13 protein-coding genes are annotated in these 15,594 nt (G+C 59.0%); 4 read left to right on the top strand and 9 right to left on the bottom strand.

What is annotated here, in order from left to right; genetic code table 11:
• Positions 1–384: 384 nt before the first annotated feature.
• The gene (locus DXC90_RS00065) at positions 385–705 is read left to right on the top strand and encodes a multidrug transporter (protein WP_117734238.1); all 321 of its coding nucleotides are present in this window, start codon (positions 385–387) and stop codon (positions 703–705) included.
• A 116-nt stretch (positions 706–821) separates the two neighbouring features.
• Here DXC90_RS00065 and DXC90_RS00060 read toward each other — a convergent pair whose 3' ends face one another.
• A complete protein-coding gene (locus DXC90_RS00060) occupies positions 822–3,587 on the bottom strand; it encodes an FtsX-like permease family protein (RefSeq protein ID WP_233502081.1) in 2,766 nt (921 codons plus the stop codon).
• A 5-nt stretch (positions 3,588–3,592) separates the two neighbouring features.
• Positions 3,593–4,294, bottom strand: coding sequence for an ABC transporter ATP-binding protein (locus tag DXC90_RS00055; RefSeq protein ID WP_117734237.1), 702 nt, complete (start codon positions 4,292–4,294; stop codon positions 3,593–3,595).
• Positions 4,295–4,611: 317 nt separating this feature from the next.
• Between DXC90_RS00055 and DXC90_RS00050 the strand changes: the two genes are divergently transcribed.
• Positions 4,612–5,847: a chloride channel protein gene (locus DXC90_RS00050; RefSeq protein WP_199406574.1), complete on the top strand. Its 1,236-nt coding sequence runs from the start codon at positions 4,612–4,614 to the stop codon at positions 5,845–5,847.
• A gap of 206 nt (positions 5,848–6,053) precedes the next feature.
• Here the strand turns inward: DXC90_RS00050 and DXC90_RS00045 are convergent, their stop codons facing one another.
• The 3 genes from DXC90_RS00045 to DXC90_RS00035 all read right to left on the bottom strand — a co-directional run bounded on the left by DXC90_RS00045 (position 6,054) and on the right by DXC90_RS00035 (position 9,623).
• Positions 6,054–6,632: a methylated-DNA--[protein]-cysteine S-methyltransferase gene (locus DXC90_RS00045; protein WP_233502080.1), complete on the bottom strand. Its 579-nt coding sequence runs from the start codon at positions 6,630–6,632 to the stop codon at positions 6,054–6,056.
• Between the two features lie 402 nt (positions 6,633–7,034).
• Positions 7,035–8,060: an aspartate-semialdehyde dehydrogenase gene (locus DXC90_RS00040; protein ID WP_117734235.1), complete on the bottom strand. Its 1,026-nt coding sequence runs from the start codon at positions 8,058–8,060 to the stop codon at positions 7,035–7,037.
• Positions 8,061–8,234: 174 nt separating this feature from the next.
• Positions 8,235–9,623, bottom strand: coding sequence for an aspartate kinase (locus DXC90_RS00035; protein ID WP_117734234.1), 1,389 nt, complete (start codon positions 9,621–9,623; stop codon positions 8,235–8,237).
• Positions 9,624–9,727: 104 nt separating this feature from the next.
• On the opposite strand from DXC90_RS00035, the gene thrC reads away from it, so the two are divergent.
• Positions 9,728–11,245: a threonine synthase gene (thrC, locus tag DXC90_RS00030; RefSeq protein WP_117734233.1), complete on the top strand. Its 1,518-nt coding sequence runs from the start codon at positions 9,728–9,730 to the stop codon at positions 11,243–11,245.
• A 204-nt stretch (positions 11,246–11,449) separates the two neighbouring features.
• Positions 11,450–12,331, top strand: a complete 882-nt coding sequence (gene thrB / locus DXC90_RS00025) for a homoserine kinase (protein WP_117734232.1) — start codon at positions 11,450–11,452, stop codon at positions 12,329–12,331.
• 282 nt (positions 12,332–12,613) lie between these two features.
• Here thrB and DXC90_RS00020 read toward each other — a convergent pair whose 3' ends face one another.
• From DXC90_RS00020 to mtnN, 4 genes are all read right to left on the bottom strand, one after another.
• A complete protein-coding gene (locus DXC90_RS00020; RefSeq protein WP_117635680.1) occupies positions 12,614–13,246 on the bottom strand; it encodes a helix-turn-helix transcriptional regulator in 633 nt (210 codons plus the stop codon).
• Between the two features lie 31 nt (positions 13,247–13,277).
• Positions 13,278–13,961: a DUF3990 domain-containing protein gene (locus tag DXC90_RS00015; protein ID WP_117635679.1), complete on the bottom strand. Its 684-nt coding sequence runs from the start codon at positions 13,959–13,961 to the stop codon at positions 13,278–13,280.
• A gap of 93 nt (positions 13,962–14,054) precedes the next feature.
• Positions 14,055–14,645, bottom strand: a complete 591-nt coding sequence (gene yihA, locus DXC90_RS00010) for a ribosome biogenesis GTP-binding protein YihA/YsxC (protein WP_006234871.1) — start codon at positions 14,643–14,645, stop codon at positions 14,055–14,057.
• A 39-nt stretch (positions 14,646–14,684) separates the two neighbouring features.
• A complete protein-coding gene (gene mtnN / locus DXC90_RS00005) occupies positions 14,685–15,425 on the bottom strand; it encodes a 5'-methylthioadenosine/S-adenosylhomocysteine nucleosidase (protein WP_117734231.1) in 741 nt (246 codons plus the stop codon).
• Positions 15,426–15,594 lie beyond the last annotated feature (169 nt).

The following is a 15,594-nucleotide window of genomic DNA, read 5'->3' as shown; positions in this document are numbered from 1 at the left end:
AGGGACTGTTTCGAAGTTCCAAAGCGCCAAACAGTCCGTATATCACCACAACTTACAAACAACTGGGTCAGTTCCGGCACGGAGATTAGCATTGAGCTGACCGCGCGCCAAGAAAAGGGCCTATTTACTACGTTTAACTCGAGAGGGCCGACCATACCCGCCTTTTCCGAAAAATGGCAAGCCCTCTACCTGCGGTTTTAATTTCATAATCTTTGTCATGGTCGAGGGTGTGGTAGCAAACGTAGTAGATAGGCCCGTTTTGTGGCATACGACCCATTCAAGCCCAATCTCGAAGGCTAAAGAGAGCCTCTCATCCACGCCTGGGAGCGAAAACCAAATAGAATGAAAGGCAAATGGAAAGCCCGTTTGACGAGCGGAGGACATATGCGCGACGTAGCCGAAAGCGACTGGAAGCTGTTTAAGAAAATGCTTCCTCAATGGCAAGAACGTTATATGGAAAAGCTCATCGCCCAGTACGTTGAGATGCTGAACGGCGACAGCGAAGCGTCCAGTAGATTTTGGGCATTAGAAGAGCGCCTCAATAGAGACAAGCTGTCCTCAGGCGTAATCGCAAACAACATTCGCCGCAGCACAATGCACCGCGAGATAGCCAATTTGCTTATCGACAGCGTGATCACCCTTGACGACCTTGACGGTTTTACCGAGGACATTAAGAGCTATGCGCAACGCTGGATTGGGCAGTAAGAGCACTGAACGACAGACCTCCCCAGCAAAACGGGGCAAACGCTGGGCCACCTAATGGTTGTCCGGCGTTCGCCCAGATAAAACCTGCCAAAATAACCCTGTCCCTTTTTGGCAGGTTACTCGGCGCTCTTGAGGGCGCCGACCATGTCGATCTTGTTGAGCGTTCGGTTGGTGGCGAGGTTGACGATGATCGTAAAGCCGAAGGAAAGCACCACGGCAAGCACGTAGCTCAGCGGCTCGACTTCGACGTCAAAGTACAGCGACGGCATCTGCAGGATGTACGTAAAGCTCTCGGCAAGCAGGCCACCCAGCGGCACGCCCAGCGCGGCACCAATCGCCGTCAAAATCAGCGTCTCCTTGTTAACGTAGTGGTGCACCTCGCCACGACGGAAGCCCAGCACCTTGATAGTCGCCAGCTCGCGTTCGCGCTCCGAGATGTTGGTATTAGACAACGTAAATACCACCACAAACGACAGGCACGCCGCCATAAAGGTCACAAGCACCACGACCGAATTGATAATCGTAAAGTTTGCCTCATAGTTTTCCCAATGCTCGGCGGTACTCGACAGCGTAATCCAACCATCGCTCTTAAGACGGTTGGTAAACGCAATCTGATCGGCCGACGAACCCTTAAGCAGCGCAAGGATGCTGTTGAGGCGCGCGCTTCGACCGAACGCGCGCTCGTAGGTGCTCTGCGTCATATAGAGCGTGTTGCCCAGATAGTTAAGCGAAATGTCGCTGACCTTGACCTTGGCGACGTTGAGTGACGAATCCTGGACATGTGCTGTGTCACCCGGCTTGATCCCCAGCACCAGTTGAGAGCTCTTGCTCAAATACACATCCCCGTCACGCAGGGCGAGCGGTTCTTTGGACTCGTCCTCGAGACACACGTAGTCGTCCAGGTCGTCCGTGCGGTCATCGGGCACCACGATCAGCTGCACGGTCTCGCTCTTGCCGCCAAATGTAAAGGTGACGTTGTCGGTCATAATCGGCAGCGTCGAAGTCACGGTCACGTTGGAATCCTTGGCTGCACTGCGCTCATCCAACGCCGCGCACGTCTGCGAAAAATCGTCGGGATTGGCGACCGCCAGCAGGTCATAGCGTGTGATGTGGCCGTACTGCTTGGGCGACAGCGCGACCGACGTATCACGGATGCCCATACCGCAAATCACAAGCGCCGTGCAGCCCGCAATGCCAAAGATGGTCATAAAGGCACGCTTTTTGTAGCGGAATAGGTTACGTGCAGCGACCTTATTTAAGAAGCCCATGCGGCGCCAGATAAAGCCGATGCGCTCGAGCAAGATGCGCGAGCCGGCGCGCGGGGCCTTGGGGCGCATGAGCGAGGCCGGGGTCTCGGCCATCTCGTGGCGGCAGGCGATAATCGTGGCGCCCACCACGCCCACGGCAAACAGCGCCACCGAAACGATCGAGGACACGATGTCGTACGAAAGCAGCATCTGGGGCAGCGAGTACATGTCGTCGAATACCGTAAACAGGAACAGCGGCAGGCCCACAAATCCAATGATGTTGCCCAGCACGCCGCCAATCAGGCAAGCCCACAGCGCATAGTCCACGTATTTGGACAGGATACGCCCGCGTGAATAGCCGAGTGCCTTGTACAGACCGATGAGCGTGCGCTCCTCCTCGACCATACGCGTGGCGGTGGTGAGGCTGATGAGCACAGCGACGATAAAGAAGATGAACGGGAAAACCGTGGCGATGGCCTCGATCGAGGAGCTATCGCTCTCGACGCTCGAGTAGCTCGCGATGTTGCCGCGGTCCTGGATGTACCAGCTGCATTCGCCAAGGTCGGAAATCTCGGCGCGGACATCGGCAAACTGCTGGTCGGCGGCGGCACGGCGCTGGTCCAGGTCGGCTTGCGCCTGCGCACGCTCCTCGCTGCCCTCGGCCATACGATCGATGTTGTCCTGTTCAATCCCAAAGAGCATATTCGCTTGGCGCTCGGCCGCATCCAAACTTGCCGGCGTATCGACCGTCAACTCTTGAGCACGTGCCTTTTCGCGTCCGTCGCGGATCTTATCGATATTGCCCTTGACCTCGTTAATCTTTGTCGTGTAGGCATCCGAATAGGAATTGAGGCTCTTAGCTCCCTCGACGTTCACGTGAACCGCGGAGTAGGAAGAAGATGTCGCGGCATCCTCGCTCACATAGAACTTATAGTCCGCAGCCGAAGCAGCGCGAAAGGCATTGACGGTCGAGTCGGAGCTCACATCGGTGGGGTCGAGGACCTCAGCCGTAATGGTGTAATCGCCTGCGGCGAACTGGTCCTTGGCACTTTGATTGGACGAGCTCGCGTCATTGGCGGCAAAACTCACGGTATCGCCGAGCTTTTTGCCCGAAGCCTTCAAAAAACGCGAGGTCACCGCGACCTCGCCGGCACGCTCGGGCAAATTGCCGCTCACCAGCACCGGCTGATCGATATTCTCCCTGGAAAGGCTCTGGACGACCACGCGCTCGCGCGTTGTACCCACGGCGGTGTAGGCGGTCTCGGTGTAGATGCCCTCGGCTGTCTCGACGCCGTCGACCTCTTGAATGGCCGCAAGATCGTCGCGCGTAAGGCCATAGGTCGACTGCACGTTAATGTCATAGACATTCTGCTGGTCAAAGTAGGCGTCAACCGAATCGCACAGGTCCTCGCAGCCCGCCTTAAGGCCACACATCACGCTCACGCCAAGCGCCGTGATGACCACGATGGACAAGAAGCGCTTAAGACTGCCTCGGATTGTGCGGTAGATGCCACGGCGAAACACCGTCGGCACCATGTCGTTTGAACTTTGGGCAGTGCGGTAGGTCGCGAACTCTCGGTCGCGACCGACGTGCTCCGTATCACGGTTTTGGCTGTTTTGGCGATCCTGGTCCATGGGCGCTACCACTCGATCGTCTCGATAGGTACAGGATTTTGCTGGACCGTCTCGCTCTCCACGCGGCCGCTCTTAAAGCGGATCAGGCGATCGGCCATGGGCGCCAGCGCGGAGTTGTGGGTGATGATAATGACCGTAATGCCTTGCTTGCGACAGGTGTCCTGCAACAGCTGCAGAATCTGCTTGCCGGTTTTGTAGTCGAGCGCGCCCGTGGGCTCGTCGCAAAGGAGCAGCTTAGGGTTCTTGGCCAGCGCGCGGGCAATGGACACGCGCTGCTGCTCTCCTCCCGAAAGCTGCGCGGGAAAGTTGGCGAGGCGCTCGCCCAGGCCGACCTGGCAAAGCGTTTGCTCGGCATCGAGCGAATCGGGGCAGATTTGCGCCGCGAGCTCGACGTTTTCGAGTGCCGTCAGGTTGGGGACCAGATTGTAGAACTGGAAAACAAAGCCGACGTCGGCGCGGCGGTATTCCACGAGCTGCGCCTCGTTGGCGGAGCTCACGTCGCGCCCGTCCACCGTCACGTTGCCGGAGGTCGCCGTGTCCATGCCGCCCAGAATGTTGAGCGCCGTGGTCTTGCCGGCACCCGAAGCACCCAGAATGATGGCGAGCTCGCCGCGCTCGACCGTAAAGCTCGCGCCGTCGAGCGCGTGGATGCGGGCGTCGCCCTCGCCGTATGCCTTGATGACGTCTTTGAATTCAATATAGGCCATCGATTAATTCCCATCTGGTCGGATAACTCTTTAGTATTACCCATTTCCCACCCACCAAAAAGGGACAGGCTCATTTTGGCAGGTTTTATATGGGGGAATGGCGGGTGTGGGCGAGGCATTGAGGCTACCCAAGTCAACCATTTGACCCAAGCCTCGCCCACCGCTATGATGCCGCTTCGGAATGAATGTCTCCGCTGGGTGCGCTAGCTAAGCTGTCGCGTCACCCTAAACCGCCTTGTTGCTGATGACTTCTGCTGTTACGTGGTGCCTCCTAGGTATCACGCCGCGGCAGGAGTCTTTTTTGTTTTGGAGGAGAAGTGTCAGAAAGCAGCACATCGAGCAGGATTAAACGCCTGGTCAACACCTATAGCGGCATCGTGCTTATGGGCGCTGCCGGAATCCCCGTCGGCATTATCGTTGGCGCCATCTGCGCGCTCTTTGGTCGCGTGCTTCTGGCGATTGGCACCTTCCGTGACGAGCACATCACTCTGCTCCTTCCCCTCCTCGCCCTCGCGGGCATTGCCATCGTGTTTGCCTACCGCACTTGGGGCAAAGGCACCGAACGCGGCATGAGCTTAGTATTCGACGTAGGCCACGGGCGCGAAGACGCTATCTCCCCGCGCTTGGTGCCGCTCATTATGCTGAGCACGTGGGGAACGCACCTCTTTGGCGGCAGCGCGGGACGCGAGGGCGTGGCCGTGCAGATCGGTGCAACCGTCTCACATTGGATCGGCCGACGCTTGCCTTTCCGCGACCCCGGCAACACGTTTTTGCTTATCGGCATGGCCGCCGGCTTTGCCGGACTCTTTCGAACGCCACTTGCAGCCACGGTCTTTGCTATCGAAGTGCTGGTCGCAGGACGCATGGAATACCGCGCGCTGTTTCCCGCGCTTACGGCCTCACTCGCAGCAAGTATGACCTCCGGCGCCCTAGGACTCGAGAAGTTCGAGGTCGCCGTTACCGCCTCGTATGCGCTCGACCTCCCCGGTCTTGGACGGCTAGCGCTGTTGGGTATCGCGTTTGGTATGGTAGGCGGCGCTTTTGCCTGGTGCCTTGCCCATGCCAAGACCCTTGCAGCGCGGCTGTTCCCCAACCCTTACATACGCGTTGCCGTTATGGGCCTTGCACTGTCGGCGATTCTGTTCGTACTGTGGCAGGGGCGATACTGCGGCCTTGGCACAAACCTGATATCGGCAGCGCTGGACGACAACGGCAAGATTGCCATCATGCCTTGGGACTGGGCGCTTAAATTCGCGCTCACCATCGCCACGCTTGCCGCAGGATATCAAGGTGGTGAGGTAACGCCGCTGTTCTCCATCGGAGCAAGCCTGGGTGTCGTGCTCGCCGGAATTCTCGGCATGCCCGTCGAGTTCTGCGCCGCGCTGGGCTACGCCGCCGTCTTTGGCGGCGCCACCAACACGCTGCTCGCGCCAATCCTTATCGGTTGCGAGGTCTTCGGTTTCGGTAATCTGCCGGCGTTCTTCATCGTCTGCGTTGTGGCTTACCTATTCAACATGGATAAGTCCATCTACGCCCTGCAGGAGCGGGCGTAGATCGATGTCCAGGCAGGTGGTCTCAACCGGAAACGGCGTCCCACTCTGAGGCTGTATTCCGGGGCACGGTTTCCGCTCGGGACGCCATTCGGAAAGCGCATCCCGCTTTATAACAGAATTCCGGAACGTGGTTTCCGTCTGAGCCTCCATTCGGAAAGCGTGTCCCGTTCTTTCACGGCATCTTGGCTATGCAAAGTGCTCGAGCGTTACTCCTCGTACGCGCCCTCAAGCCGCAGCAGCCACTCCTTGCGGTCAAGGCCGCCAGCATATCCGTTGAGCGAACCATCGGCGGCAACCACGCGATGGCACGGCACAATAATCGAAATGGGATTACGCGCGACCGCGGCCCCCACGGCACGGGGAGACACAACGGGTGCCTCATTTCCCGGCACACGATGTCGAGCCGCAACACGCTGGGCGATCTCGCCATACGTAGCGACCTCGCCACGCGGAATTGAAAGCAGCTCGTACCAAACTTCACGCTGAAACGCCGTGCCAATCATATGCAACGGCGGCGTAAACCGAGGCTCCTGCCCCGCAAAATAAGCATTCAGCCAAGCCCAGGAACGCTCAAGCACCGAAGAAGCCGCACCATTTGCCGGACTCACCGAAGACATCCCACCGGCACCAGAAACCGCATCGGCACCTTCAACACGCTCCGCATCCTCTTTGAGCAGCGTGGAGCCAAAGTGCTCCTGTCCCTCAAACCAAAGCCCCGTCAGACCGCGGCCATCAGCGGCAAGCAAGATTTCGCCCAAAGGCGAAGCAAACGTCGTCGTGACCACCAGCGGCTCCTTTCAAAACTCCGCAACATAATACCGCGAATTGTGCAGACAACCCCAATCGACCCCAAAGTCACCCAAGGCAGCAGGTGCGCGGCGCCGCAGCTGCCGGCAGCGCTCCGCAGTCCCCAAAGGCGGCAGGCGCGAAGCGCCGAGGCCGCCGCCCGGACCAGGGCCCGCAACAACCACGTGCCCCCACATCAGCCCAGCGGCCCCAACCAACAACGGCCCCATCGCGGAACACGCGCAGCAGCGTCACCGCAGGCGGGGGCCGGGCTTGGTTTTCAGAACACTCCGCAGACCAGTGTGGCGCCTTGTCCGCGGCTCCGAAGGAGCAGGACAAGGCGCCACACATGGTCGAGGACGTTCTGAAAACCAAGCCCGGCCCCCGCCGGACAGGTCAACCTACTCGCAGAGCAGCTTAGCGATCTGGACGGCGTTGGTTGCCGCGCCCTTACGGATTTGGTCGCCGCAGCACCAGAAGGTGATGCCACGTGCGGCCTCGGGGTTCGAGATATCACGGCGCACGCGACCGACCCAGATCAGGTCCTGGTCGGAGGTGTCCATCGGCATGGGGAAGCGATCGCGTGCATCCTCGGCACCCAGATCGTCAACCAGCTTGACGCCCGGAGCGGCGGCAAGCGCAGCACGGGCCTCCTCAACCGTAATGTCGCGCTCGAACTCGAGCGTAATGCTCTCGGAGTGCGAGCGCAGCACGGGCACGCGCACGCAGGTGCAGTTCACGCGCAGCTCGGGCAGGTGCATGATCTTGCGGCCCTCGTTTTGCAGCTTCATCTCCTCGGAGGTAAAGCCCTCTTCCTTGACGCCGCCAATCTGCGGAATCAGGTTGCTCGCCAGCTGGGCGGCAAATGCACGCGGCTCGGGAATCTCCTCGCCACGGCCCAGAGCGGCCAGCTGAGCCTCGAGCTCGGCCATACCGGGAGCGCCAGCACCCGAAGCTGCCTGATACGTGGACACGATCATGCGCTTCACGCCGGCGAGCTGATGTAGCGGCCACGTAGGAACCAGACCGATGATGGTCGCGCAGTTGGGGTTGGCGATCAGGCCGTGGTGCCACTTAATGTCATCGGCGTTAATCTCGGGCACGACCAGCGGCACCTCGGGATCCAGACGGAAGGCGTGGCTGTTGTCGACCACAACGGCACCGCGCTTGACGGCCTCGGGCAGCAGCTCCTTGGCGATATCGTCGCCGGCAGCGCCGAGTACGATGTCGCAGCCCTCAAAGGCCTCGGGGCAAGCCTCTTCGATCACAACCTGCTCGCCGCGGAACTCAACGGTCTTGCCCGCAGAGCGCGCGCTCGCCAGCAGCTTGAGCTTACCGACCGGAAACTCCTGCTCGTTGAGGCACTCGAGCATCTGGGTGCCCACAGCTCCCGTCGCGCCCAAAATAGCAACCGTGTACTGTTTCATGCTTCCCCCTTTAAAGGTTGTGGCTATCGCCCGCACGCCAAGCAGGCCGGATATTCTTGCCCAGTTTATACAAGAACGGGGCGGATACAAAACCCGCCCCGTCGAAACGAAACCGAAACGAAACGCCCCGCCGTAGATTTTGAGACATAACCCAAAAAATCTACCGAACAGTCGCTACTTTTTGAGCGCGGCCAGAGCGGGATCGACCGGCGCAGGAGCCTCCAGGTCGGAGACCTTCACAATGCCGTTCTCGTCGGAGAAGGCTCGGTAGATGGTCTGAATCGCCAGGTCAAAGTCCTTCTCCTCGACGCCGATAATGATGTTGATCTCATCGCAGCTCTGCGAAATCATACGCACGCTCACGCCCGCCTGGCCAAGCATGCCAAACAGATGGCCCGAGATACCTGCACGACCGCGCAGGTTACGACCGACGGTAGCAATAAGTGCCAGACCCTCAACGACCTCGATCTCGAGCGGCTCGACTTCCTGTTGAATGTCGCCCACAAGCGAGTACAGCGAATCGTGCACATCCTGCTCCTGCACCACGGCGCCAAAGCGATCGACGCCGGTGGGCATGTGCTCAACGGAAACGTCATAGCGCTCGAACACCGAAAGCGCGCGGCGCATAAAGCCGACGCGGGGCTTGGTGCGGTCGCGGGCCACATTGATGGCGACAAAGCCGCGCTTGCCGGTCACGCCGGTAATGATGGGCTCAGCCGCGCCCTCGTCAGCCGTCTCGCTAATGATGGTGCCGGGGTCCTGCGGCGCATTGGTGTTCTTGATGACCAGCGGAATACCCGCCTCACGCACAGGAAACACAGCCTCCTCGTGCAGGACGCTTGCGCCCATGTACGAAAGCTCACGCAGCTCCTCGTAGGTAACGCGGGCGATGGGCTGCGCCTCGGGCACAATACGCGGATCGGCAGAATAGAAGCCCGAAACGTCGGTCCAGTTCTCGTACAGATCGGCGCCCAGGCACTTGGCCAGAATCGAGCCGGAAATATCGCCGCCGCCACGATCGAGCAGCTTGATCTGACCCTCACGCGTCGCGCCATAGAAACCGGGCATAACAAAGCCGCCCTGCTGACCGTACTCCTGCACCAGCTCGGAGGTGCGGTTCATGCTGAGCGTACCATCGTGATGGAATGCAACGACCGTCGCGGCGTCCAGGAACGGCAGGCCCAGGTACTCGGCCATCAGGCGAGCGGTGAAGTACTCGCCGCGGCTCACAAGCTCCTCAGTGGAGTAGCCACCGGAGCGAGCACGCTCGGCAAAGGCCGCAAACTCTTCGCGGATGGGATAGGTGAGCTCCAACTCGTCAGCGATATCAAAGTAGCGCTGGCCAATGTCCTCGAGCAGTTCCTCGCACGACACGTGGTACTTAACGTGCGCGTTAACCAGGTAAAGCAGGTCGGTCACCTTGGTGTCGCCCTTAAAACGGCGACCGCAGGCAGAAACCACCACAAAACGGCGGGCAGGGTCGGCATCGACGATGGCCTTGATCTTCTTAAAGTGTTCGGCGTCGGCGACCGACGAGCCGCCAAACTTGGCAATCTTAATCATGGGCTGGAGGTTACCTTTCTAAAAAGCCTCTGCGAACCTATTTTGCGCGCTCTGATACCATGGTTTCACCGATTGGGACCAAGGCATCCGAGGAGCAGTGTTATATGGGAACTTATCATAGTACACGAGGACGCACTTTATCGTGCTCAAGTAAGGTGGCAATCCGTACTGGCATCGCTCCCGACGGGGGTTTGTTTGTCTCGGACGAGCTCGGCACCCAGCAGGTCGATATCAGCTCGCTTGCAGATAAATCGTACTTTGAAATCGCTCAAGATGTGTTGGGAATGTTACTGAATGATTACACGGCCGAAGAAATTTCGGCGTGTGTCGACGAAGCATACCGCGGCACGTTCGCGAGCGAAGAGGTTACGCCGCTCGTCAAACTCGATGCCGCACCGGGCGCCGACGCCCCTCAGACCTATGTGATGGAGCTCTTTGGCGGCCCCACGAGCGCCTTTAAGGACGTCGCCCTGCAGATGCTCCCCCGCCTGATGGCCCGCACCTCCGCCAAAGAAGGCGGCGCCGAGCGCATCATGATCGTCACCGCCACGTCAGGCGACACGGGCAAGGCCGCACTCGCTGGTTTTGCCGATGCTCCGGGCACGGGCATTACCGTCTTTTATCCCGAGGGCAAGGTCAGCCGCGTCCAGAATCTGCAGATGTCCACACAGGAGGGCGACAACGTCGCCGTCTGCGGTATCCGCGGCAACTTTGACGACGCCCAGAGCGCCGTCAAACGCATCTTTGCCGATAAGGAGCTGGCCGAGCGCCTGGAGGCCGCCGGCACGGTGCTTTCGAGCGCCAACTCCATCAACGTCGGCCGCCTGGTGCCGCAGGTCGTCTACTACTTTGCCGCCTATGCGCAGCTGCTGCGCGCCGCCGCTATCGAGGCTGGCGACGCCGTAGAGTTCTGTGTGCCGACCGGCAACTTTGGCGATATCTTGGCCGGCTACTACGCCAAGCGCATGGGTCTGCCCGTCGCCAAGCTCGTCGTGGCGAGCGACAAGAACAACGTGCTGGCCGACTTCCTGGCCACCGGCGTCTACGACCGCAACCGTCCGTTCTTCACGACCATCTCGCCGTCGATGGACATCCTTATCAGCTCCAACCTGGAGCGTATGCTCTACTTCCTGTCCGATGGCGACTGCGAGCTCGTTGCCGGCCTTATGGAGCAGCTTGCCCAGACCGGCCGCTACGAGGTGCCCGCCGAGCTGCTGGCCAAGATCCAAAGTGTGTTTGGCTGCGGTTGGGCCAGCGAGGACGAGGTCCGCACTGCCATCAAGAGCTGCTGGGACGCCAACGGCTACGTGATCGACCCGCACACCGCTTGCGGCTATCACGTCTTTGAGCAGGTCGCCCCCGCCGAGGGCGCCAAGGTCCGCGTGCTGCTTTCGACCGCCAGCCCCTACAAGTTCCCGCGCGCCTGCTGCGACGCCCTGGGCCTCGACGTTCCCGAGGACGACTTTGAGGCCATGCGTGTGCTCGAGCAGGCCACCAACACGGTCGCCCCGACCCAGCTCGCCGAACTCGAATCCAAACCCGTCCGCTTCGAAGACGTCTGTGACGTCGATGAGATGGCCAACTACGTAGAGTCTGCAGCAAAAAAGATGACTACCAACTAAAACCCCTTATAAGGCGCCGGCGAAAGCCGGCGCGCCTTCTTCCATCAGATAGCCCCCGGGATGATGACGAACGCGCACAGCGTGCCTGGTTGTTTAGTTCGTCGCGAGTTCCGCACGCAAAGGAAAGCACTTAATGTGCTTTCCGTCTTGCGCAGGACTGCCCGAGCAGCGAACTAAACAGCCAGGCACGCCAGGAGGACTCACATGATCAAAATCACCGTCCCAGCAACAAGCGCCAACTTGGGTATTGGCTACGATACCCTCGGCATGGCCGTCAGCCTCTACTCGCACTTCACCTTCGAGCGCGCCGACAAACTCACCATCACGGGCTGCCCCGAGGAGTTCCAAAACGAGAATAACCTGGTCTATGTGAGCTTTGTCGATGCTCTGGCCGTCTGGGGCGAGCCGGCATTCCCCGTCGCTATCGACATTCAGACCGACGTGCCCGTCGCCCGCGGCCTGGGTTCCAGCTCCACCTGCGTCGTCGCTGGCATCATGGCTGCCGCCGCGCTGACAGGCCACACCGTCGACCGCGCCGAGCTCGTCCGCATCGCCACCGAGGTCGAAGGCCATCCCGATAACGTCGCCCCCGCTATCCTGGGCGGCGCCGTCTGCTCCTTTACGCCAACCGATTCGCTTCCCCAGTGCCTGCGCTATGAGGTGAGCGATCGCTTGCGTTTTATTACCGTGATTCCGCCCTACGAGGTGCACACGAGCGAGGCGCGCAAAGTCGTGCCGCAGGAGATTCCGCTCTCCACCGCCGTGTGGCAAATGGGCCGCATCGCCGGCATGACGCGCGGCCTGGAGACCGGCGACCTGGACCTTATTGCCGCCGCCAATGACGACCGCATCCAGGAGCCCTATCGTCGCCGCTTGATCCCCGATTACAACGCCGTGCGCGACACCTGCCTGAACGGCGGTGCCAAGACCATCTGGATCAGCGGTTCGGGCTCAACCCTCATGGCCGTAACCGATGACACCATCGTAGCCAAGTTCCTGCAGGTCAAGCTGCGCGAGCAGTTCCCCAAGTGTGATACGCATATTCTGACGTGCGACACGGAAGGCGCCCAGATCGAATACCTGTAGTCGCCGTCCCGTATACTCGCCGGGGAGGCCAGGGGCTTTGCCCCCAAATCGTCCTCGGACATGGCAGGACCCCCGCTGCGCACTTCGTGCGGCGGGGGTCCTGCCGTCCTGCGGAAAGATTTGGGGGCAAAGCCCCTGGCCTCCCCTACGTTCACTTCGCTGGCGGCGGCTACAGGGACCTACACTCTGTAAAAGCGCCGGGCTGATAGTTGCTTTTTATTGGTAGGGGCTCTTGCTAGGTAGGGACACTTACTAGTGACAGGCTTCGCCTGTGCGCTTGGTTTACGCTGCGCTGGTTTCTTTGTATTCGAAGACTGGTTCTAGGAGGTCTTCGATGTTGCAGTGGAGGGCTTTTGCTATGGCTCTTACGCTTGTTACCGAAGCTTCATTGATGTTTCTCTGGCGCTGCTCGTACATTTGGATTGAGCGGAGTGACACACCCGATTCGTATGCCAGATCTTGTTGGGTTTTCTTGAGCCTCTTTCTTGCTAACGCAAGTTTGGTTTGCCTGGACGCTTTTTTCGCCATATCGCAGACGAGGCGAGTCACGCGTTCCTCCGAGGCTTCGTGCCAGGGGTAGTACAGACTGCGTAGCACATCGAATGGAACGACATGCAGCAAATCTTCGAAAGACTCCCCTAGGCGCCACTGAAGGTATGCCAATATCCAGCCTGTCCAATATTCCGGTGTCTTTTCGAATCGGTAGGTTCGATTTGGCATCGGCCTTGATTGATAGCCGGACCTTTCGGCAATGAGCGCGAACAGCTCAACGCCCGATTTTCCCGACACTACCCATGCGTTGCCGCGTTCGAACTCGCGGGCTACGCCGCTCAGGCAAAAGAGTTCAGCAACTTCCGATCCTTCTGCCCCATAATCGTTAACGGCATAGTCAAAGCAGTCGCCGAGGTTGTTCATTGCATCCTCGAGGTAGTAGACGGGGTATGTCCTACTCGGCCCACAATCCGTTAACTCTTGGATCATTCAAATCAACCCTCCCTGCCATCAAATCCCTAATGTCGACACCCTCGGTGTCAAATCCGTTTACCGTATCCAGGTACTTACGTCGAGCGTTCTGTTCTCGCTCAAATCGTTTGGGATAAAACTCAGCTCCCGAGGCCTGCTTCCAATCGCGAAACCTGATCGCCGAGAACGCGCGCTCACTCATAAGCGCATATTGAATGCCCAAATCCCCCAAAAACATAATGCGCTGCAATTGCCTGAGCGAAATCATGCCGTTAACGAACTGTCTTGCAAACGAAAAGTAGGAATCGTCAGCGCGATAGCCTCGAATAACGTCATAGGGAGAAATATCAATCAGGCAGTTGTCCAGCAAATACCGAAGTCCTTCGCGTGCCAGCGGCGTCGAGACATTAAACTCCCGGTTGTCGGCCAAAATCGCAAGCCAATTGAGGATTGAGAACTCCCCAGACTCTAAATCCAAGACCGAAAGGCCATCTAAATCAAGCTCATATCGATTGGCAATGCCATCAGACTCGGTCCGGCATGCCCATTCCATTGCCATTTCCTCATGTGGTGTGCAATAAAACCCGCGCCCATAGTCATTGAATTGCCTGCATTTATCCAACGATGGATGCTCGACAACAACCTCCGACCCGTGCCAAAGCTCCATATCGACCTCCTAAAAATATCACCCCAGTGATAGTTTACCAATAACTATCACTGGGGTGATATAGATGAGAGCTTTTGAGGGGCTGCAGCCTTACTAGAGGCAAGCCTCGGCGATGCGCTTTTTTAGTTCGTCGATGCCGGTGCCGGTCTGGGAGCTCGTGATGATTACGTTCTCGGCCGGGACGTTGAGCTGCTTCTTGATGGCCGCTGCCTGACGGGCCTGCTGGGTACGGCTGAGCTTGTCGGCCTTGGTGAGGCAGACGATAAAGTTGAACTCGTTGCCCTGCAGGTAGTCGATCATATCGTGATCGAGCTTGCTGGGGTCGTGGCGAATGTCCACCAGCGACACAACCAGGTTAAAGCTGCGCTCGGAGTCAAAGAAGTCGCCGATAAGCTCGGCCCAGCGGTCGCGCTCGGCCTTGGAGCGACGGGCGAAACCGTAACCCGGCAGGTCCACAAAGTGTACGTCGTCGGCCTCGAAGAAGTTGATGTTGCTCGTCTTGCCCGGCGTGCTGGAAACCTTGACCAGGTTCTTGCGGCCAAAGAGCTTGTTCATAATCGACGACTTGCCCACGTTGGAGCGGCCGACAAAGCTCACCTCGGGGCAGGTGGACTCGGGAATCTGCGAAACCTTGCCGTAGCTGGCGACGAACTTGGCAAGCTGGTAGTTAATGGAATCGGCCATGGACACTCCTTGGTCGTAGGTTTTTACAAAACGGGCGTGCTATTGCGCGGCGGCGATACGACGAACGATGTCAAGCGTGATGCCGCTCGCGGTGCGAGCGTACTCATCCAGATCGAACTCGCGCTCGCAAAACGCGTCATATGCCTCGTCGCAATTATCGCTGATAGCGCGCAGCACCAGGCAATCGACACCATTCTTGGCTGCGATGTGCGCAATTGCCGCGCCCTCCATCTCGACGCAATCGGCATGCGTTGCCTCAATCGCAGCGTTACGCATGGCGTCACCCGTAACAAAGCGGTCACCCGTGGCGATAGTGCCACACAGGAACTGCTTGGGGTCCTTCTCCGCAGCCGCCACATCCAGCGATACGTCCACAAACCCATGCTCGGCAAGCACGGCGGCGGCAACATCAGCCAACGCCGGCGTCGAGACAAACTCCTCGAGCCCCGGCGCCGACTCGGCGATGAGCGCCGTGTCGGTATCGAGATAGCGCAGGCACTTGCCTATAACCACGTCGTTAATATGTAGTTTAGGGTTTAGGCCTCCCGCGATACCCGAAAACACAACGGCCTGCGGGGCGTATTTGCTGATGAGATGCTGCGTTGCGGCAGCGGCGTTCACGGTACCCATGCCAGCGGTCGTGGCGACCACCGTCAGACCGTCAAGCTCGCCGCTCACAACGGTCAAGCCCGCCTCCTGCGCCTCATGTGCGCCACTCAGCTCTTCTTTAATCTGCGCAACCTCTTTTTCGAGCGCACCGATGATTGCGATGGTAGGCATACCATCCCCCAAACCTGTGAAAACTGCTTATCCACGGTATGGTACCAGCATTTTGGCTCTTTCACTTTTTACGAAGTCGCTAGGCCAACGAGGACCGCACATCATAGAGCGCCTTTGCAATCGCGGCCACGGTTGATTTCCGATCTCAGCCGAACACATTGAGCAAATA

Source organism: Collinsella sp. TF09-1AT, assembly GCF_003436895.1.
GTDB lineage: Bacteria > Actinomycetota > Coriobacteriia > Coriobacteriales > Coriobacteriaceae > Collinsella.
The sequence above is the reverse complement of the archived record's forward strand: the minus strand, read 5'-3'. Positions and strand labels throughout refer to the sequence as shown.